Raw genomic sequence first — 18,924 nt, forward strand, 5'->3', positions numbered from 1 at the left:
ACTCCTCTCTATTCCTTGATTGAATCTACATCATGTGCCTCTCTATTTTCTAATCTATGAGCAACTGTTTCTGGCTGAACAGCAGATAATATTATATGATCTGAATCTGTAATAATTACAGCTCTAGTTCTTCTTCCATAAGTTGCATCAATAAGCATTCCTCTTTCTCTAGCTTCCTGTATTATTCTCTTAATTGGTGCTGATTCAGGACTTACAATTGCAACAATTCTATTAGCTGAAACTATATTTCCAAATCCTATATTTATTAACGTAATACTCATAAAACTCCTCCTCTACTCAATATTTTGAATTTGTTCTCTTATCTTCTCAATTTCGCTTTTTAACTCCACTACTTTGTTTGTTATAACAATATCAGAAGCCTTTGAGCCAATAGTATTAGCCTCTCTATTCATTTCTTGGATTAAAAAATCTAGTTTTCTACCAACCGGCACATCTACATCAAGTGTTGAAATCAATTGATTAACATGACTGTAAAGCCTCACTATTTCTTCATCTATATTGCCTTTATCAGCAAAAAAAGCCACTTCGTTTGCAAGTCTGCTTTCATCTAGTTCATAGCTCTCTCCTAACAACTCTTCTATTCTATTTCTTAATTTATTCTTATATTCTAAAACAACTTCAGGACTTCTAGTTTCTATAGTTTTTACTATATCTACAATATTTTTCGCTCTTAACCTTATGTCTTTGGCTAGCTCTTGACCTTCTCGAATTCTCATTTCAATCAACTTATTAAGAGCTTCTTCAAGTCCGTTCTTTAAGCAATTCCAGACTTCATCTTCATCATCTTCTTTCTTCTCAACTCTTATTACATCTGGAAATTTAGCTATTAAATCAATTGTTATTTTATCTTTTATATACAAATTCTCATTAAGGATTTCCACTGCTTCTTTATAAGATTTTGCTAAAGGCAAATCAACTTGTACTTTAATTCCACTTTCGTCTATATATTCTAAGTTTATGTAAACTTCGACTCTTCCTCTACTTATCTTACTTTTTATATGTTTTCTTATTCTATCTTCGATATAATTCAAATGTTTAGGCATTTTTATTATTATATCGTTATATCTATGATTTACTGATTTTATTTCTACAATAAAATGCCTTATGTTATCTCTGCTTTCACCTCGTCCAAAGCCAGTCATGCTTTTTATCACTTTATCATCCTCCTAAGTTATTATAATCAATTTTACCATAAATTACACTGTTGTCAATCTATATCAATTGCTACTTCTCATAATAAACTCCTTCGCAAATAACTTCTGCTGGACCAGTCATGAATACTTCATTGTTCCTTTGTTCTATTTGAACTGTACCACCTAGCAAATGAATATTAACTTTCTTAGAAGTGTTATGTAAAATATTACTAATAACAGCAGTACTTGCAGCACCAGTTCCACAAGCAAGTGTCTGTCCCACTCCTCTTTCCCAAGTTAATACCTTTAAGTTCGCATCATCAATTATTTTACAAAAATTCACATTGATTTTATTGGGGAATAATTGATGATTCTCTATTTTGCGACCTATGGTATTTATATCTATTTTATCTAAATCATCAACAAATATAACAGCATGAACACTGCCAACCATAACAGCTGAAATTTTAAAAATATCTCCATCTATTTCAATACTTTCATTTAAGATTTTTTCTTTATCAGTATTTGCATGTATTATATCAGATGAAAAATAAGCCCTTCCTAAATTCACTTCCACAAAGCTAACTTTCTCTTCAGATAATATGATCCTGGGTCGCATTATTCCTGCTAATGTTTCAACATCAAATTCCCTATTTTTAACTAGTCTTTTATCAAAAGCATATTTAGCAAAACATCTAATACCATTTCCACACATTGGAGCTTGAGAACCATCAGCATTATAAAAAATCATCTTAATATCCGAGTTAGATGAACATTCTACTACTATCATCCCATCTGCACCTATTCCAAAATGTCTATCACAAACCTTTTTTGCTAATTCACTATGATTTAGTAGCTCTTGCTTCGTACTATCAAATATAATAAAGTCATTCCCTAGTCCATGCATTTTCGTAAATTTAAGCATAAATACCCCTCCATACTCAATCTGCAGTTTATTATTATATTATATTACTAATTTAACTTTTTACCTTTAAATTGTTACAATAATTTAACTTAAATAATAAATTAACCATATACATTGCAGATTTTGATATTTAATATATTTAATGTTATACTTTATATTATTATATAAAGTGGAGGAATTGATATGGCTCTAGATGGTATCGTTATAAAAGCAATTATTAACGAGTTAAAAGAAGCAATTCTTTTTGGAAAAATTGATAAAATATATCAACCTGAAAAAGATGAAATTCTAATAAATATTAGAAATAATAAGAACTATAAACTACTAGTTTCAGCTAGCAGTAATAATCCTAGAATCTACTTAACTCAACATACAAAACAAAATCCTGTTAACCCTCCTATGTTTTGTATGCTTCTTAGAAAACATCTTCAAGGCGGAAGAATTATTAATATTTATCAACCTTTTTTAGAAAGAATAATTATTATAGAAATAGAAGTTTTAGATGAATTAGGTGTAAAATCAGTGAAACAGCTTATTGTTGAAATAATGGGAAGACATAGTAATATCATTTTAGTAAGTAAAAGTAATAATAAAATCATTGATGCAATTAAAAGGATTAGTACAGATATTAGCTCAAAAAGAATTGTACTACCGGGTTGTGAATATACGCAACCACCTTCACAAGATAAGATTAGTCCAATTTCTATAGATAAAAAGTCTTTTATCAAAAACATTAATAACACTAATTTGGGAGAATTAACTTATAAATTTTTATATAAAAATTATATGGGAATAAGCCCACTAATTGCAAAAGAAATATGTTATAGAGCTAAAATTGATGACAGTACAAAAATAGGTGAATTAGATGAAATAAAAATAAATAGTCTGTTAAGAGAATTCATGTATGTCATGGATTTAGTAAATAAAGATATCTTCACTCCAAATATCATTATTGATACAAAAAAAGATAAAGTTGTTGCTTTTTCCTCTATTGATATAACACAATATAAAAATTTAACAAAGAAAAATTTTAGTTCTATCAGTCAAGCTTTAGAAGAATTTTATTTAACTAGAGATAAGTTAGATAGGATAAAACAAAAATCTAGTGACCTTAGAAAAATCATAAATACTAAACTAGAAAGAAATATAACTAAACTTGCAAAGCTAAAAGAAGAATTACTTGAAGCTAAATCTAAAGATAAATATAAAATCTATGGTGATCTAATTACAGCTAATATATATAGAATAGAAAAAGGACAAAATGAAATAGAAGTAGAAAACTTCTATACTCCTGACTATTCAACAGTAAAGATAAAATTAGACCCTAAATTAACTCCTGCGCAGAATGCGCAAAAATATTATAAAAGATACAACAAGCTTAAAGTTGCAGAAAAAACTTTACAAGAACAAATATATAAAGCTGAAGAAGAAGTAAAATATCTAGAAAACATCATGGTTTGCATGGAAAATTCTTCTGATATACATGAATTAGAAGAAATCAGGGATGAACTGATAAAAGAAGGATATATTAAAGGTAGTAATAAAAATAATAAAAAGCCAAATCGAATTATATCTAAGCCTTATCATTATATTTCTTCAGATGGATATAATATATATGTAGGTAAAAATAATAAACAAAATGATTTTTTAACTTTAAAATTTGCAGAAAAAAATGATATTTGGCTTCACACAAAAGATATTCCAGGATCACATGTTATTATTAAATCTAAAGGTGAAAATGTACCTGAACAAACTATCTTAGAAGCTGCTTTATTGGCGGCTTACTATAGTAAAGGTAAAATGTCAAGCAATGTACCTGTTGACTATACAGAGAGAAAAAATGTAAAAAAACCAAAAGGCTCTAAACCCGGTATGGTGATTTATGTAAATAATAATACTTTATATGTAACGCCTAAAGTTGAAGAAATAAATAAAATTAAAAGGGTAGAATAATCATTCTATCCTTTTTTTCTGGATAATCCTAATATAACAAATAATAAAGGTACCACTAATGTTAAACATATTCCAAGTATAAAGTGACCTAAATATACAAAATAAATATTCATAGGTAGCATTTTAAAAAATAAGCTTCTAATTAACAATATAGATAAAAGTCCAATTAAATATTTTACTAACTGGTTTAAAAATGAATTGTATTCTTCAAAATTTACGTATTTAGTTTCTAAAAAACTGCCTAGTAAAGTACCAGAAAGTAAAGCTAGTATTTTTACATTACTTTCTGTTATTGCAAAAAAATGCATAAAAACTAACATTGTAATTAGTTCTACTTTTATTAAATTACTATCAAATTTTTTAAAATAGTTTAATATGGATTGAAATAACCAAACAATTAAGATTCCTAATATTAATCCTCCTACAACATCTATAGGCCAATGCACCCTCAAATAAAGTCTTGAAAAACCAACCAGAATAATTACAATCCACCCAATAATATAAATAATTTTTTTTCTAATTTTTTTCATTATATAATACCAGAATGTAGTAGCACCTTGAGTATGTCCACTAGGAAATGAATATCCTGGTGCAGATTGTATATAGGGTGTTTGAATTTTACTATATAAAAACGGTCTACCTGTATGAATTATTACTTTCAATAAGTTATTGCTATAAATTGATATAGTCAATACAGAAAAAAGCTTTATTCCAAATTTTTTATTTATACACCAATAAATATAAGAAATAAACATTAAATAAAAAGCTTCACTTCCAAGATTAGTTATAAAAATAAACATTTTATCCAAAATTGGATTGCTTATTTCTTGAAAAAAAAGCAAAATTCTAATACTCATAAAATCACCACTTCAATTCATTCTATAAAGTTAATTATAAAATTCTTTTTCATTATATGCCAGTTATATAAAAAATATTACACATAAAAGGAGTAGCATTTTGCTACTCCTCTACAACAGTTTCAGGTAATATTTTATTTACAATTATGCCAATTAAAGCTGCTAAACTCAAACCAACTATCTGTATATTATCTGTTATTTTAATTCCTACAACACCTGTAAAACTTGGATTTGATCTTAAGAACTCAGTACCTATTCCTGCAACTAATATTAACGATGATACTATCAGATTTCTATTACTTGAAAAATCTACTTCTGCATTTGTTATTGTTCTTATTCCAACACTTGCAATCATCCCAAATAGTATCAAACTTACTCCACCCATTACTGGTTCAGGTATAGTTTGAAGTATCGCACCTAATTTCCCTATAAAACTTAATCCTATAGCTATAAAAGCTGCAAGTCTTAAAATTGATGGATCATATACTCTAGTTACAGCTAATACACTTGTATTTTCACCATATGTTGTATTTGCTGGTCCGCCAACAAAACCTGCTAACATAGTTGCTAAACCATCTCCTAGTAGTGTCCTATGAAGTCCTGGATCTTCAAAGAAATTTTTACCTACTACTGCACCATTAGTAGTTATATCCCCTATATGCTCCATAAAAACTGCTAAAACTATTGGAGCAATCATTGCTATAGCACTAATACTAAATTTAGGTAGTGTAAATTCTGGTACGCTTATTATGCTAGCGTTTAATATAGGTTTAAAATCTACTATACCGATAATTGCTGAGAAAATATATCCAACAATAACTCCACATAATATAGGTATTACTTTAAAGAATCCTTTAGAAAAAATTGAAACACCTATAACAGTAAATACTACAACAGAAGCTACTAACCAATTTTTTGAAGCCATTTGTATAGCTACAGGACTCAAAATCAAGCCAATAACAATAATCATTGGACCTGTTACAACAGGAGGGAAAAAGCTTTTTATTTTATCTACTCCATAAATATATATAAGCATTGAAAGAACCAAATATAAAGCACCTGCTACTATAATACCACCTTGTGCATATCTAATATCTCCATACTGATTTGCTACTGCATTTATTACAGGAATAAACGCAAAACTAGATCCTAAAAAAACGGGTACTTTACCTTTAGTTACAAAATGAAATATTAATGTACCAATTCCCGCAGAAAACAAAGCAACAGCTGGATTTAAGCCTGTAAGTATTGGCACTAATACTGTAGCTCCAAACATCGCAATAACATGTTGAAGCCCTAAAACACCCTTCCTTCCTAGTCTTTTTAATTTTTCTTTTTCCTTTTTACTTTCTGATACACTTTTGAACATAAAAATACCTCCCTTTTTTTATTTTGGGAGATAAGGCTATCTCCCTTTTTCAGCCTCACTGGACTGAATTAAAAGGTTAATATATTAAATTATATTACCCTTATTACCTTTCAACGATTAAAACTTTATTAACACCATCTATTTCCTCAAATTTAACACTCACTAACTCTAGTTTTGATGTAGGAACATTTTTTCCAACGAAATCTGGTCTTATTGGTAATTCTCTATGTCCTCTATCTATAAGCACTGCTAATTGTACTTTTTTAGGTCTTCCCTTATCTACAAGTGCATCTAGTGCAGCTCTTACTGTCCTACCTGTATATAGTACATCATCAACTAATACAACAATTTTACCAGTTATGTCAAGTTCAAACTCAGTATCTTGGACAACAGGATTTGCATCTATTTCAGTTAAATCATCTCTGTACAACGTAATATCTAATGTCAAAACTGGAACCATTTTACCCTCTATTTCAAGAATTTTCTTTGCTAGCCTTTTTGCAAAAGGGATTCCTCTAGTTTTGATACCTACAAGCACTAAATCTTCTACTCCCTTGTTTTTTTCTATAATTTCATGTGCAATTCTCGTTGTAGCTCTTATTATAGCTTTCTCATCCATTATAACTGCTTTTGTTTTCAAACTATCACCTCCAAGCAAACAAAAAACTTCTTATCTAGTTGATAAGAAGTTACAATAATCCCTTAATAAAAAATTGTAAATCCTTATCAACCTCTCTGGGCAGATTTAAAGGGCACTATTTTTTCTGATTATATCATAATAATTTAATTATGTCTATAATTTTCTCCTCTTAATATACTTAATATCTTATTAAAATAATTAGGTAATTCAGAATCAAATTCCATATATTTTTTAGTACGTGGATGAATAAACCCTATAACTTTTGCATGTAATAATTGACCTTCTTGTTTAAATTTATTTTTTCTGCTTCCATACACTAAGTCGCCAACTAATGGATGTTTTATATATGACATATGTACTCTAATTTGATGTGTTCTCCCTGTTTCTAGCTTTGCTTCAATTAAAGTATATTGTTTGAATCTTTCTAGTACTTTAAAGTGTGTAACCGCATTTTTACTATTTCTATCTGTTACAGCCATTCTTTTTCTATCTACAGGATGCCTCCCGATTGGTGCATTTATTGTACCACTGTCTTCTTTTATATTACCTTCAACTAAAGCATAATATATCCTTGTTATTGAATGCTCTTTTAATTGTTTAGAAAGCTCCATATGAGCAAAATCATTCTTTGCTATCATCAAAAGTCCAGAAGTATCTTTATCAATCCTATGTACAATTCCAGGTCTTACTACCCCATTTATCGTAGATAAACTTTCTAGATGAAAAAGCAAAGCATTAACTAAAGTTCCACTATAATTTCCTGGTGCAGGATGCACCACCATACCTTGTGGCTTGTTTACTACAGCAACATCTTCATCTTCATAAACTATCTCTATCGGCAAATTCTCTGGTATTAATTTAAGTTCTTTAGGCTCTGGTAGTTTTACAATTATTTTATCTCCTTTATTAACTACATACCTAGGTTTTATTTGTAAATCATTAACTTTTATATATCCATCTTTAATCAGCTTTTTAATATATGACCTAGATGCTTCATCTATTTTTTTTGCCAGATACGAATCTATTCTTTCACCAATATTGTCTTCTACAATTAGTTCTATAGTCTCCATTAAATCACTCTTCCGTATTTATTTCATATTTATCATACAATACTAAATATGCAATAATAATAGTTGAAATAACTACTAAACAATCTGCTACATTAAACACAGGAAAATCATATAACTTTCCAAATTTAACATCTATAAAATCTATAACATAACCTACACGTAATCTGTCTATAAGATTCCCTAAAGCACCAGAAAAAAGTATTGTCAAAGCTATCTTCATCGGTTTACTAAGATTAGTATATTTCTTCATATAAATAATAATTCCTATTAACACTGAAATAGTAATGACAATAAAAAATAGTTGTTTATTTTGCAAAATACCGAAAGCTGCACCAAAATTCTCAACATAATTCAATTGTAAATAATTTTTTATGATTGGAATAGGACTTCTTCCCATTAAAAATTCAACTGCTAAATACTTAGTCAATTGATCAAATAAAATAAGAATAATAGTAACTATATAAAACATTTGCGCCTCCTCAATAATATTTAAATAATTTCACATATAATATTTTAAAATATTATTATCAATTTTACAATACTAATTCAATAATAAAGGTTAGGCATCCACCTAACCTTACTCTTTTTGTTTTTCAGGTATGTCCTCTCTATTCAAATTCTTTAACTGACCTTTGTAATAATCGTTCGATATTTTATCAACCTCTTCTACTATTCCTGCTTCTTTTTCATCAAATACACCTTGATTGTCTCCTGTACTGTATGATGGATCTCCTTTAACCTCATTGAATCTGGCAACTGCCTGCCAACTATCCTCTCCGTCGAATCCTAATTCATCTTCTATAGTTATATCTTTATAACTTCTACCAAAAGGATATCCTATAACTTCCTCTTCAACTGGCCTATAATCCATCGTTTTTTCTAAAGGAATTTCTTTATTTGCACACTCAATACAAAACTTTGCATATGGTATTATCTCAAGTCTTTCTTCATTTATTTTTTTGCCACATTTTTCACAAATTCCATAAATTCCGTTTTCTATCCGATCTAATGAATCTTCAATTTGCATTAATAAATTCTCTTCATTATTTTTTAGATTTATCATTTGACCTACAATAAATGTCTCTGTTCCAATATCAGCTGGATGATTGTCATACATTGACAGTTCATCAAAATAATCTTTCATAGATGTGTTTGGCTCATTTTCATTCATTTTACTTATTGTTTCTAATATTTTTTCCTTTTCTTCTAAGAGTAACTTCTTAAAATACTCTAATCTTCTTTTGTCCATCATACCCTCCTTATAAATTTTCTTGCACAATTCTTACTAAATCTGCTATAAAATCACCTATTAATGGTAAATTCCAAGAAATCATTTTCTGCAATAAATAAATCACAAATGCTCCTAATATTGTAAAACCAACAGCCATTCCAAATCCTCTTGCTAATCCTCCAATAAAATTAATATATATTAATCTTTTTCTGTTATTTAAAATATCAACATATTCGGCTATTTTTGCCTTTTCTAGCTGCAAAGCTATCTCGTGTATCTTTTTTTCTAATTCTTTTTCTTGCATAATAATCTCCTTTCAAATAATTTACCCAATTTTATTGTACATTATTTATAATTTTTCAATAAGAGTTTATTAATTATTTTTCAAAATTATTCTAATTTAACTAATTTATCCTTTTTTAATGGCCATATTTAGCTAACAATAAATAGAAAAATAAGAGACTATTCTTTTTGAATACTCCACCCCATAACTCAACTAATAATAGAAAGAAAAACAATAAATAATCTGTATATTTATGACATTCATTTTCTATTATACTTACATCAATATTTTCAGAATTTAAATTATTTATTTTATCTATCATACTACCACTCCTATCTTTATATCCTATTATATATTATGTAAAACTTGATAGGTAGTTACTTTTAAATTTTAAAAGAAAAAGGCAAAAACCCAAAATGGTTTTTACCTTTTAATTATCATAAATTATTAACACACTTTTTTATCCTTTCTATTTCATCATATAATATCTTTAGTTGTTCCAAAGTAAGTGACTGATAACCGTCAGATAAAGCTTCAGTAGGATTTGGATGTACTTCTACCATTATACCATCTGCTCCTACTGCTACAGCTCCCCTTGTCATTGGAATAACTAAATCCCTTCTACCAGTACCATGACTCGGGTCTACAATTACTGGTAATTTACTTAGGGCTTTTAAAATTGGTACAACTGTTAAGTCTAAAGTGTTTCTAGTATAGTTTTCAAAAGTTCTAATACCACGCTCACATAGTATAATATTATCATTACCTTCTAAAGCAATGTATTCAGCTGCCATTAACCATTCTTTTACTGTCGCTGTCATTCCTCGCTTTAATAATACAGGGTTATTTAATTTTCCTACTTCTTTTAACAAAGAGTAATTTTGCATATTCCTTGAGCCAATTTGTATAATGTCTATATATTCTAATGCATTTTCTAAATCACGAGGATCCATAATCTCTGAAACAACTTTCAAATTATATTTAATAGCAATTTCTCTTAAAATTTTTAATCCTTCAAATCCTAAACCTTGAAAAGAATATGGGGATGTTCTAGGTTTAAAAGCGCCACCTCTAATCAATCTTATTCCTAAACTCATTAATGTTTTACCGATCATTTCCATTTGTTTTTCACTTTCAACCGCACACGGTCCTGCTATAATTGAAAAATCCCCATCACCGATTTTAATACCATCACCTAAATCTATAATTTTTTTATCCTCATGTTTTTTGCCAATATATTGTAATTCCATGATTACTCCTCCATAGTAGTTATATGAGGCTTATAATTCTTTGTACAATTTCTGCAGAGTTCTTAGCTGATTCGATAACAAATTCGCTAAAATTAACATGTGCCGAACCATCAGCTTTATCTGAAATAGCTCTAAATATAACAAAAGGAATATCATTTAAGTAACAAGTCTGCCCTATTGCTGCACTCTCCATTTCAACACAATAACCTTTGAAGATTTTCCATAGTTTCTCTTTTTTATCTGGACTTGCTACAAAAACATCTCCACTTAGTATTCTTCCTTCATATAGCTTATGTCCAACAAGTTCCTCACTCGCTACTTTTTTAGCTATGTCTATTAACCTTCTATCAGCTTTGAATTTATATTCATCTAATCTTGGGATTTCTCCTAACTCATATCCGAAACCTGTAGCATCAACATCATGCTGTACTACATCTGTAGATATAACTATATCGCCAATATTTAAACCATCATATATTGCACCAGCAACTCCTGTATTTATAATACAATCTACATTAAAATATGTAATTAATATTTGTGTACAAATTGCAGCATTTACCTTTCCTATACCACATCTTACTAAAACTACATCTTTATTATTTAGTTTCCCTTCATAAAATTCCATTTTAGTCTTTTCTGTAACTTTATCTATTTCCATTTTGTCTTTAAGAATCTCTATCTCTTCATCCATAGCTCCTATAATACCAATTTTCATATTTCTTCCTCCTAGCTTGAATATACTTATAACTTTCTCTATTATTATATAATTTCTAACTTTGGTGTCAAGTATGTAAAGCCTTTTAAAAACAAAATCTTTTATTCATTATGCCTTATGTGTTTAAAAAGGGCTTGTATGTTAATTACATACAAACCCTCCATTTACTATTCTAAATTAGCCACACATTTTGCACAAATCGTTGGATGTTCTGGGCTTTCACCAACTGTCTCACTAAATGTCCAACATCTCTCACATTTTTGCCCTGGTGCCTGTTCAACAACTATTTTAATTTCATTATTTTCTCCTGCAGTATAATCTCCATCAACTTCCATATCTTCATTTACTTCTACCTTTGAAACAATCAAAATCTCTGATAATTTTCCGTCTATACTCTTTAAGAATTCATAATCTTCACCACTAGCATAAATCTTAACCAAAGCATTTAGTGAATGTCCTATTATTTTTTGGCTTCTTGCTATTTCTAAAGCCTTTGTTATATCTTCTCTATAAGTAATAATCTTGTTCCATTTACTTTCTATAGTTTCATTATAATATTCTGCTTTTGGCTCAGGCCAATCTGTTAAATGTATACTAACAGCATCTTCACCTTTAACAAACTGCCATATCTCTTCAGCTGTAAAAGGTATTATTGGTGCTATCATCTTAACTAATGCTTTAAGAATTATATCAATTGTAGTTTGAGCAGCTCTTCTTGATTTTGAATCACTTTTTAGTGTATATAATCTATCTTTTAATACATCTAAATAGAAGCTACTCATGTCTACAACACAGAAATTATGAATAGCATGATAAATCACATGGAAATCATAGCTATCATAAGCCTTTGTCACTTTTTCAATCAATCTATTAAGCTTTATCAAAGCCCATTTATCCATTTCTAAAAGTTCATCATAGCTAACTGCATCTTTTTCTGGTTCAAAGTCATATAAATTCCCTAAAATATATCTTGCTGTATTTCTAATCTTTCTATAAACCTCAGACATCTGCTTGAGTATCTCATTTGACATTCTTATATCTGACTTATAATCTGAAGATGACACCCATAGTCTTAATATATCTGCTCCATATTTATTTATTACTTCTAGTGGGTCAACACCATTTCCTAATGACTTAGACATTTTTTTGCCTTCACCATCTACTATCATACCATGAGTTATTACACTTTTATATGGTGAAGTTCCTTTAGTGGCTATAGCTGTTAAAAGTGATGATTGGAACCAACCTCTATACTGATCATTTCCTTCTAAATATAAATCTGCTGGATATGTTAATTCTTCATATTCTTCAATAACAGATTTATGGCTAGAACCAGAATCAAACCATACATCCATTATATCCATTTCCTTTTTGAATTTAGTGCATCCACATTCACACTCTATATTCTCTGGAAGTAATTCATTTGCTTCTAGCTCATACCAAGCATTAGAACCTTTTTCTCTAAATATTGAAGAAACCTTTGCTATAGTCTCTTCATTTATTAATTCCTTACCACATTCTTCACAGTAAAAGATAGGTATTGGTACCCCCCAGATTCTCTGTCTTGAGATACACCAATCATTTCTATCCTTAATCATATTAATGATTCTCTCTTCACCCCAGCCAGGTATCCATTCAACTTTCTTTGCAGCCTCAATTGCTTCATTTTTAAATGCATCAACTGAAGCAAACCATTGTTCAGTCGCTCTAAAAATAACTGGGCCTTTACATCTCCAACAATGTGGATAAGAGTGTGTAATATCATTTCTAGCAATTAAATGACCACTTTCTTCTAAATCATTAAGTATTACTTTGTTTGCTTTTGCATAATATAAACCTTCATATTTTCCTGCTTTATCAGTAAAATGTCCTTTATTATCTACAGGATTCAATACTCCTAAATTATATTTTTGTCCAATCAAGAAGTCTTCTTGACCATGTCCTGGTGCTGTATGAACACATCCAGTACCTGCATCTAATGTTACATGATCACCTAATATAACAACTGACTCTCTTTCAATAAAAGGATGCTTAGTTTTCATATATTCTAACATTTTACCACTGAAATCAGCTAATATTTCATATTCCTCAATGCCTATTTCTTTTGTCACCTTTTCAACCAATTCTTTAGCTATAACATAAACCTCATTGTTAACTTTTATCAGTGAATACTCAAACTCTGGCCCAACAGAAATAGCTAAGTTAGCAGGTAATGTCCATGGTGTTGTTGTCCAAATTACAAAATAAACATTTTCTAAATTATCTACGTAGTCTTTGAATAAACCCTTGTCATCTACAAGCTCAAATTTTACATAAATAGATGGTGATACTTTATCTTTATATTCTATTTCAGCTTCTGCTAGAGCAGTTTCACAACTTGGACACCAATAAACTGGTTTTAATCCCTTATATATATATCCCTTATTAGCCATTTCTCCAAATATTTCTATCTGGTGGGCTTCGTATTCAGGTTTCAAAGTTAAGTATGGGTTATCCCAATCACCTGTTACACCTAAACGCTTAAATTGCTCTTTTTGTTTTTCCACTTGACTTAATGCATAATCTCTACACTTATTTCTAAATTCAACTGGTGAAACTTCTTTCACACTTAAACCTAGCTCTTTTATTGCTCTTAATTCAATTGGCAAACCATGAGTATCCCACCCTGGAATATATGGTGCATAAAAACCTCTTAACGTTTTATATCTAATTATTATATCCTTAAGAATCTTATTTAAGGTATGGCCAAGATGTATATCTCCATTTGCATAAGGTGGACCATCATGTAAAATAAAGCTTTTATTTCCCTTATTCTTTTCAAGGCTTTTATTGTAGATATCTTCTTCATACCACTTTTCTAAAATATTAGGCTCTCTTTTTGGTAGATTAGCTCTCATTGGAAATTCTGTTTTTGGTAAATTCAATGTTTTACTATAATCCATCCTAACACCTCCTATATATTTTCGTATTATTTTAACTAAGATGCGTCGTCGTTTATACAAAACAAAAAACTTCATCCCAATGGGACGAAGTTACTCCGCGTTACCACCCAAATTACCATAAATGGTCTCTCATTCAAATAACGGATTACCGGAACCCCCTACTCAATTCGAAGGTCAACTCCAGGGTGATTTTCATTAAAGCAGGATTACTAGCTTCCACCAACCGCTAGCTCTCTTGAAATCCCACAATAACTACTCTCCCTTTCATAGTCTTTATCTATATCAAATTTTAAAGATATTATATATTATTAACTAAAATTCGTCAATATTAACAATTATTTTTGATTATTTCGCATCTATTTCATTAAAAAACATATCTACAGTTTCTAATTGTGAATTTAACAAAGTCTTAAACCTAGTTTTAAAAACTAGTAATTCTTTTCTAATTTCTTCATATTTTTTCTGTATTTTAACAACTTCATTGTGTGCATCTTCAATAATCTTCCTTGCATTTTCTTCTGCTTCTTTTATAATAAGCTCTGCTTCTTTTCGAGCATTATGACTAACTTCTTCAGCAGTATTTTGAGCTACAACTAATGTATTCTGTAGTGTCTTTTCTATATTCTTATAATGTTCAATCCTCTCATTCAATACAGAAATTTTATCTTTGAGCTCAATATTCTCTTTATAAAGTTTTTCATAATCGACAGTAATTTCATCTAAAAAACTATCAACTTCTGTTTCCTTATATCCTCTTATACTTCTACTAAACTCTTTGTTTTGAATATCTAAAGGTGTTAACATAATCTAACCTCCACTATGCATATATTTTTATAATTAATTTATACCTTCCTTTTTTCGTTTTTCCCGAATTCTTATAAATTAAAAACCTGCCCTTACCTTTTACAGAAATTATATCAGCCTCATCAACTAAACGAAATGGCTGTTTTATTGGTTCCCAATTAACTTTGACTCTGTTTTGATTAAAATAGATTAAACACTTTGATCTTGAAATATCGTATACTGCACTAATAACATTATCCACTCTTAACGAGCTTACAGTAACGTATTTTTCTATATATTCTATTTTTCCTTGCTTTACTTCACTTAAGTTTATTTCTTCAACTTGTACACTTTGGTTACCAACTTTACTCAAATTTAGTTTAATAAAATCCAAAATTTCCTTATGTAATACTATTTGCGTAAAATCATCATGTAAATATATATCACCAATTTTTTCTCTTTTAATCCCTAATCCCAATATAGAACCTAAATAGTCTCTATGATTTAGTTTTTTCTTAAAGTTACCAATTATCTTAATTGAACCAATAGGATTTTCAATATCCTTCTTATTTAAATAAAAAGGATATATTATAATAGATTTCCTTTCTGCCTCTTTAAGACCACCCTCTTCAAAATAATTTAAATCAGAAAATCTATTAAGTATTGAATTGCTTAACCTTCTTTGATAGGGATCTAAAAAGTCAGTATATACAATTTCATGATTTTTCAATACCTTTTCAATCTTATCTAAAATTTTCCTCATAATTATTATTTGTTCTGGGTCTTTAATATGTTCTAAATATTTTGCTTTGTTCAAAAACATGACATCACCTATCTAGTTATAAAATAGCTCTTAAAATATAAGATAGTAAGTCTAAGAATAAAAATGCTAACAATGGAGAAAAATCTATCATACCTGTGTTAATACCTAATTTATTTATTAAATTCCTGAAAGGAGCTAAAATAGGCTCTGTAATTTGATAAATAAAATTAAACAGAGGATTACTTAAATCTCTAATTATAAAAGACATAAAAATCCTTACTAAAATCAATGTTTCTATTAAGTTTATAAATATGTCTATAGATCTTTCTAAAACCCACATATTCAACACCTCTTTTAACTATCTTTGCCAAGGAAATAGCCCTTTATTTTTCAATTGTTCTTTTATATTTCCATTTATCTCTACATTATTAGGAGCTAAAATAAAGATATCCTTTGCAACTTTCTGAATAATACCTTCTAAAGCATAAATAGCTCCATTTAAAAAGTCAAAAATTTGTCTCTTATTCTCGGTATCCATATTTTCTAGATTAATAACTACTGTTTTTCTATTTTTTATATCCTCGATAATCTTAGGTGCATCTTCATATTTCTTTGGTTCGTGTATCATTAATTTCATAGATGAATTTGTATGTATGCTTACAATTCTATTGTTAACACGTTTTTTTACAGGTAAATCTTCTTCAATAAATGGATCTATTGGCTCATCTACTACATCTTCTTCAAAATCATCTAAGCCAATTATATATTTAAATTTATTAATAATATTACTGTTTTTATTTGACATTATAATAATACCCCCTAATAATTTCTTTCTCCAAAAATTCCTGTACCTATTCTAACCATGTTAGAACCTTCTTCAATTGCAATTTTATAATCATTAGTCATTCCCATTGATAAATACTTCATCTCTACATTTGGATATCCTCGTTTTTTAAGCTCCTCAGAAAGTTCTTTTAACTGTCTAAAAACATATCTAACTTTTTCTGGATTTTCTGCATAAGGAGCAATCGTCATAAGACCTTTTATCTTTATTTTAGTATATTTTATAATTTCTTCAACAAAAGGAATAACTGCATCACCATAAAGTCCATACTTTGTTTCTTCTTCTGCTATATTTACCTGAATCAATGCATTAACAAAAATATTATATTGCTCTGCTCTTTTCTGTAGTTCATTTGCTAAAGATAACCTATCTAATGAATGTATCAAGTCTATTTTATCAATAATATATTTAACTTTATTGGTTTGTAAATGTCCTATCATATGCCATACAGGACTATCTTTAATCAAATCATATTTCCTTATAATTTCCTGAACTCTACTTTCTCCAACATTATTGATTCCCAACTTTATTGCTTCATTCATCACATCAACATCTACAGTCTTAGTAACAGCAATTAGTGTTATATCCTCTAAACTTCTACCAGTTTTCGAAGCCGCTTCTTCAATATTTTTATATACTTCTTCTAAATTTGCTTTTATATTAATTATTTTAATCGCCTCCTTCTAATCTATAATCTGTCCTTCTTTAACTTTCTTACCATTAACAAATACTTCATCAAAAACAGAAATTGTATATCTTTTTTCATAATTCCCATTAATATTTATTTCAATTTTTCCTCTATCACCAGCTTTAATTTTACTTCCTTCATCTACAATTATATATTTATCATTCTGTCCTATTATTTTCACAGGTTTAAATTTCACGATATTACTTATATCTTTAATATATACTCCATCTATTCCATCCTTTTTTATTACTGCACTTTTAGGTATTTTTAATCCATAATAAGTATCAGTAATTATCTCAACATCAGCATATCTTTCATTATAAAACTTATATAGATAACTATCAAATTCAAATATTACTATATGCTCATTACTACCTTTATTTACTTTATAGACCTTTCCCTTTATTTTTTCATTTTTTTCTATAAACTTTATATATACATCTTTTCCTTCATTTAATCTATCTATACTACTCTCAGACATTAGTTTTACTACAAGGTACCATTTATAATTGTCTGTTATTTTAAAGATTGGTTCACCTAAAGTAACTTCCCAATCATTATTGACTTTATGAATATTCCTTTCTATAATCCTAAACTTATCAGGAGTAAAATTCGATAAACTCTTTAAGTTGTATATTTCTTCCAACCCATCAATAGTATAACTTACTATACCACAATTTTTTGAATAATAATTTGCTTTTGCATTTTTTAATCTATCCTGTAAGTTTTTACGCATTTCATATAGTTTGTCCAAGTCATTAGCTATTAACGAATTGTTACCAAATAAATTCGAACGTTTATCTAAATCCGATTTTAGCTCTCTTGTTACTTGGTTTATTTTTGTAAAATCACCTTCTAAAATATTTTTTCTCAAAATATCTATTTTTTCATCTATAAAAATCTGATTTTTTTCTATATCATTTGAAAATATCTCATGCGTTTTAAGCTTATTATTTAACTCTTTAATTCTTTCATTTATAACATTCAATTCTTCAGCTATTTTATTAGCATTATCAGATGATACTACTTGTCCTATTAAAGTACCTAATCCAACCTTCTCACCTTCATTTTGGGTGAAAATAATTTTACCATTAGTTGTCGCCCTATACACAACTTCATCTTTAAATATAATCCCTTTAGCCTTTTCAAATACATCAATACTACCTTCTTCAACTAATACCGTAGCTGAATTTGTTACACTAAACGTCGGTAACATTCTTAATAATAAATAAACTATTACAACTATTACCAAGCCAAATCTAAATCTTTTTCTTCTTATTCTTTTTTGTTTTCTTTTATCTTTAGTCATGATATCACCACACTAAAACTTTATATTATATTTCTTCATTTTTTAAGATTTTCCTTCATTATTTTAACAATAAGCGTTATTCATATGCAAATACAACTAAAGACCTATTTCTGTTTGTAAATCAAGTATATCATAATTCCTACATCAA

21 protein-coding genes and 1 other annotated feature are annotated in these 18,924 nt (G+C 28.6%); of the genes, 1 reads left to right on the forward strand and 20 read right to left on the reverse strand.

Annotated features, from left to right (window positions below; all coding sequences use genetic code 11):
• Positions 1-8: 8 nt before the first annotated feature.
• From remA to dapF, 3 genes are all read right to left on the reverse strand, one after another.
• The gene (remA, locus tag TR13x_RS02790) at positions 9-281 is read right to left on the reverse strand and encodes an extracellular matrix/biofilm regulator RemA (protein WP_054870349.1); all 273 of its coding nucleotides are present in this window, start codon (positions 279-281) and stop codon (positions 9-11) included.
• Positions 282-293: 12 nt separating this feature from the next.
• A complete protein-coding gene (locus TR13x_RS02795; protein ID WP_054870350.1) occupies positions 294-1,175 on the reverse strand; it encodes a YicC/YloC family endoribonuclease in 882 nt (293 codons plus the stop codon).
• Between the two features lie 70 nt (positions 1,176-1,245).
• On the reverse strand, positions 1,246-2,079 hold the full coding sequence (dapF, locus tag TR13x_RS02800; RefSeq protein ID WP_054870351.1) for a diaminopimelate epimerase: 834 nt from the start codon (positions 2,077-2,079) through the stop codon (positions 1,246-1,248).
• Between the two features lie 183 nt (positions 2,080-2,262).
• Here dapF and TR13x_RS02805 point away from each other — a divergent pair, with 183 nt between their 5' ends.
• Complete coding sequence (locus tag TR13x_RS02805; RefSeq protein WP_054870352.1) at positions 2,263-4,032, forward strand: NFACT family protein; 1,770 nt, start codon at positions 2,263-2,265, stop codon at positions 4,030-4,032.
• A 5-nt stretch (positions 4,033-4,037) separates the two neighbouring features.
• Here TR13x_RS02805 and TR13x_RS02810 read toward each other — a convergent pair whose 3' ends face one another.
• The 17 genes from TR13x_RS02810 to TR13x_RS11220 all read right to left on the reverse strand — a co-directional run bounded on the left by TR13x_RS02810 (position 4,038) and on the right by TR13x_RS11220 (position 18,776).
• The gene (locus tag TR13x_RS02810) at positions 4,038-4,889 is read right to left on the reverse strand and encodes a phosphatase PAP2 family protein (RefSeq protein WP_054870353.1); all 852 of its coding nucleotides are present in this window, start codon (positions 4,887-4,889) and stop codon (positions 4,038-4,040) included.
• A gap of 103 nt (positions 4,890-4,992) precedes the next feature.
• Entirely contained in the window at positions 4,993-6,258 is a 1,266-nt protein-coding gene (locus TR13x_RS02815; protein WP_054870354.1) for a uracil-xanthine permease family protein, read from the reverse strand.
• Positions 6,259-6,361: 103 nt separating this feature from the next.
• Positions 6,362-6,898, reverse strand: coding sequence for a bifunctional pyr operon transcriptional regulator/uracil phosphoribosyltransferase PyrR (pyrR, locus tag TR13x_RS02820; RefSeq protein WP_054870355.1), 537 nt, complete (start codon positions 6,896-6,898; stop codon positions 6,362-6,364).
• 143 nt (positions 6,899-7,041) lie between these two features.
• On the reverse strand, positions 7,042-7,968 hold the full coding sequence (locus TR13x_RS02825) for an RluA family pseudouridine synthase (RefSeq protein ID WP_054870356.1): 927 nt from the start codon (positions 7,966-7,968) through the stop codon (positions 7,042-7,044).
• 4 nt (positions 7,969-7,972) lie between these two features.
• A complete protein-coding gene (lspA, locus tag TR13x_RS02830) occupies positions 7,973-8,437 on the reverse strand; it encodes a signal peptidase II (RefSeq protein WP_054870357.1) in 465 nt (154 codons plus the stop codon).
• Between the two features lie 108 nt (positions 8,438-8,545).
• Positions 8,546-9,217: a TraR/DksA C4-type zinc finger protein gene (locus tag TR13x_RS02835; protein ID WP_054870358.1), complete on the reverse strand. Its 672-nt coding sequence runs from the start codon at positions 9,215-9,217 to the stop codon at positions 8,546-8,548.
• A gap of 10 nt (positions 9,218-9,227) precedes the next feature.
• Complete coding sequence (locus TR13x_RS02840; RefSeq protein ID WP_054870359.1) at positions 9,228-9,503, reverse strand: DUF5665 domain-containing protein; 276 nt, start codon at positions 9,501-9,503, stop codon at positions 9,228-9,230.
• 115 nt (positions 9,504-9,618) lie between these two features.
• Entirely contained in the window at positions 9,619-9,804 is a 186-nt protein-coding gene (locus TR13x_RS02845) for a hypothetical protein (RefSeq protein ID WP_054870360.1), read from the reverse strand.
• A 115-nt stretch (positions 9,805-9,919) separates the two neighbouring features.
• Positions 9,920-10,732, reverse strand: coding sequence for a bifunctional 3-deoxy-7-phosphoheptulonate synthase/chorismate mutase (locus TR13x_RS02850; protein ID WP_054870361.1), 813 nt, complete (start codon positions 10,730-10,732; stop codon positions 9,920-9,922).
• 19 nt (positions 10,733-10,751) lie between these two features.
• Complete coding sequence (locus tag TR13x_RS02855; RefSeq protein WP_054870362.1) at positions 10,752-11,447, reverse strand: 5'-methylthioadenosine/adenosylhomocysteine nucleosidase; 696 nt, start codon at positions 11,445-11,447, stop codon at positions 10,752-10,754.
• A 167-nt stretch (positions 11,448-11,614) separates the two neighbouring features.
• A complete protein-coding gene (ileS, locus tag TR13x_RS02860; protein WP_054870363.1) occupies positions 11,615-14,389 on the reverse strand; it encodes an isoleucine--tRNA ligase in 2,775 nt (924 codons plus the stop codon).
• A gap of 77 nt (positions 14,390-14,466) precedes the next feature.
• Positions 14,467-14,666: a binding site (T-box leader), on the reverse strand.
• 68 nt (positions 14,667-14,734) lie between these two features.
• The gene (locus tag TR13x_RS02865) at positions 14,735-15,193 is read right to left on the reverse strand and encodes a DivIVA domain-containing protein (RefSeq protein WP_054870364.1); all 459 of its coding nucleotides are present in this window, start codon (positions 15,191-15,193) and stop codon (positions 14,735-14,737) included.
• Positions 15,194-15,206: 13 nt separating this feature from the next.
• Positions 15,207-15,995, reverse strand: coding sequence for an RNA-binding protein (locus TR13x_RS02870; RefSeq protein WP_054870365.1), 789 nt, complete (start codon positions 15,993-15,995; stop codon positions 15,207-15,209).
• 16 nt (positions 15,996-16,011) lie between these two features.
• Positions 16,012-16,275 (reverse strand): YggT family protein, encoded by a 264-nt coding sequence (locus TR13x_RS02875; protein ID WP_054870366.1) that lies wholly within the window; start codon positions 16,273-16,275, stop codon positions 16,012-16,014.
• 18 nt (positions 16,276-16,293) lie between these two features.
• Positions 16,294-16,740 carry a cell division protein SepF gene (locus TR13x_RS02880; protein WP_054870367.1) on the reverse strand — a complete coding sequence of 149 codons (447 nt, stop codon included), beginning with the start codon at positions 16,738-16,740 and terminating at the stop codon, positions 16,294-16,296.
• Between the two features lie 14 nt (positions 16,741-16,754).
• The gene (locus TR13x_RS11215; RefSeq protein WP_369813262.1) at positions 16,755-17,453 is read right to left on the reverse strand and encodes a YggS family pyridoxal phosphate-dependent enzyme; all 699 of its coding nucleotides are present in this window, start codon (positions 17,451-17,453) and stop codon (positions 16,755-16,757) included.
• Positions 17,454-17,462: 9 nt separating this feature from the next.
• A complete protein-coding gene (locus TR13x_RS11220) occupies positions 17,463-18,776 on the reverse strand; it encodes an HlyD family efflux transporter periplasmic adaptor subunit (RefSeq protein WP_054870369.1) in 1,314 nt (437 codons plus the stop codon).
• Between the last annotated feature and the right edge of the window lie 148 nt (positions 18,777-18,924).

Source organism: Caloranaerobacter sp. TR13 (assembly GCF_001316435.1).
Classification (GTDB): domain Bacteria; phylum Bacillota; class Clostridia; order Tissierellales; family Thermohalobacteraceae; genus Caloranaerobacter.

Excerpts from the sequence above, each read along its gene's own strand:
- TR13x_RS02880 (WP_054870367.1), bottom strand. The coding sequence starts at position 16,740 with ATGTCAAATAAAAACAGTAATATTATTAATAAATTTAAATATATAATT.
- lspA (WP_054870357.1), bottom strand. The coding sequence starts at position 8,437 with ATGTTTTATATAGTTACTATTATTCTTATTTTATTTGATCAATTGACT.
- TR13x_RS02835 (WP_054870358.1), bottom strand. The coding sequence starts at position 9,217 with ATGGACAAAAGAAGATTAGAGTATTTTAAGAAGTTACTCTTAGAAGAA.
- TR13x_RS02870 (WP_054870365.1), bottom strand. The coding sequence starts at position 15,995 with ATGTTTTTGAACAAAGCAAAATATTTAGAACATATTAAAGACCCAGAA.
- TR13x_RS02815 (WP_054870354.1), bottom strand. The coding sequence starts at position 6,258 with ATGTTCAAAAGTGTATCAGAAAGTAAAAAGGAAAAAGAAAAATTAAAA.
- ileS (WP_054870363.1), bottom strand. The coding sequence starts at position 14,389 with ATGGATTATAGTAAAACATTGAATTTACCAAAAACAGAATTTCCAATG.
- TR13x_RS02810 (WP_054870353.1), bottom strand. The coding sequence starts at position 4,889 with ATGAGTATTAGAATTTTGCTTTTTTTTCAAGAAATAAGCAATCCAATT.
- TR13x_RS02850 (WP_054870361.1), bottom strand. The coding sequence starts at position 10,732 with ATGGAATTACAATATATTGGCAAAAAACATGAGGATAAAAAAATTATA.
- TR13x_RS02805 (WP_054870352.1), top strand. The coding sequence starts at position 2,263 with ATGGCTCTAGATGGTATCGTTATAAAAGCAATTATTAACGAGTTAAAA.
- TR13x_RS02875 (WP_054870366.1), bottom strand. The coding sequence starts at position 16,275 with ATGTGGGTTTTAGAAAGATCTATAGACATATTTATAAACTTAATAGAA.
- TR13x_RS02845 (WP_054870360.1), bottom strand. The coding sequence starts at position 9,804 with ATGATAGATAAAATAAATAATTTAAATTCTGAAAATATTGATGTAAGT.
- TR13x_RS02865 (WP_054870364.1), bottom strand. The coding sequence starts at position 15,193 with ATGTTAACACCTTTAGATATTCAAAACAAAGAGTTTAGTAGAAGTATA.
- dapF (WP_054870351.1), bottom strand. The coding sequence starts at position 2,079 with ATGCTTAAATTTACGAAAATGCATGGACTAGGGAATGACTTTATTATA.
- TR13x_RS02825 (WP_054870356.1), bottom strand. The coding sequence starts at position 7,968 with ATGGAGACTATAGAACTAATTGTAGAAGACAATATTGGTGAAAGAATA.
- remA (WP_054870349.1), bottom strand. The coding sequence starts at position 281 with ATGAGTATTACGTTAATAAATATAGGATTTGGAAATATAGTTTCAGCT.
- TR13x_RS02855 (WP_054870362.1), bottom strand. The coding sequence starts at position 11,447 with ATGAAAATTGGTATTATAGGAGCTATGGATGAAGAGATAGAGATTCTT.
- TR13x_RS02840 (WP_054870359.1), bottom strand. The coding sequence starts at position 9,503 with ATGCAAGAAAAAGAATTAGAAAAAAAGATACACGAGATAGCTTTGCAG.
- TR13x_RS11220 (WP_054870369.1), bottom strand. The coding sequence starts at position 18,776 with ATGACTAAAGATAAAAGAAAACAAAAAAGAATAAGAAGAAAAAGATTT.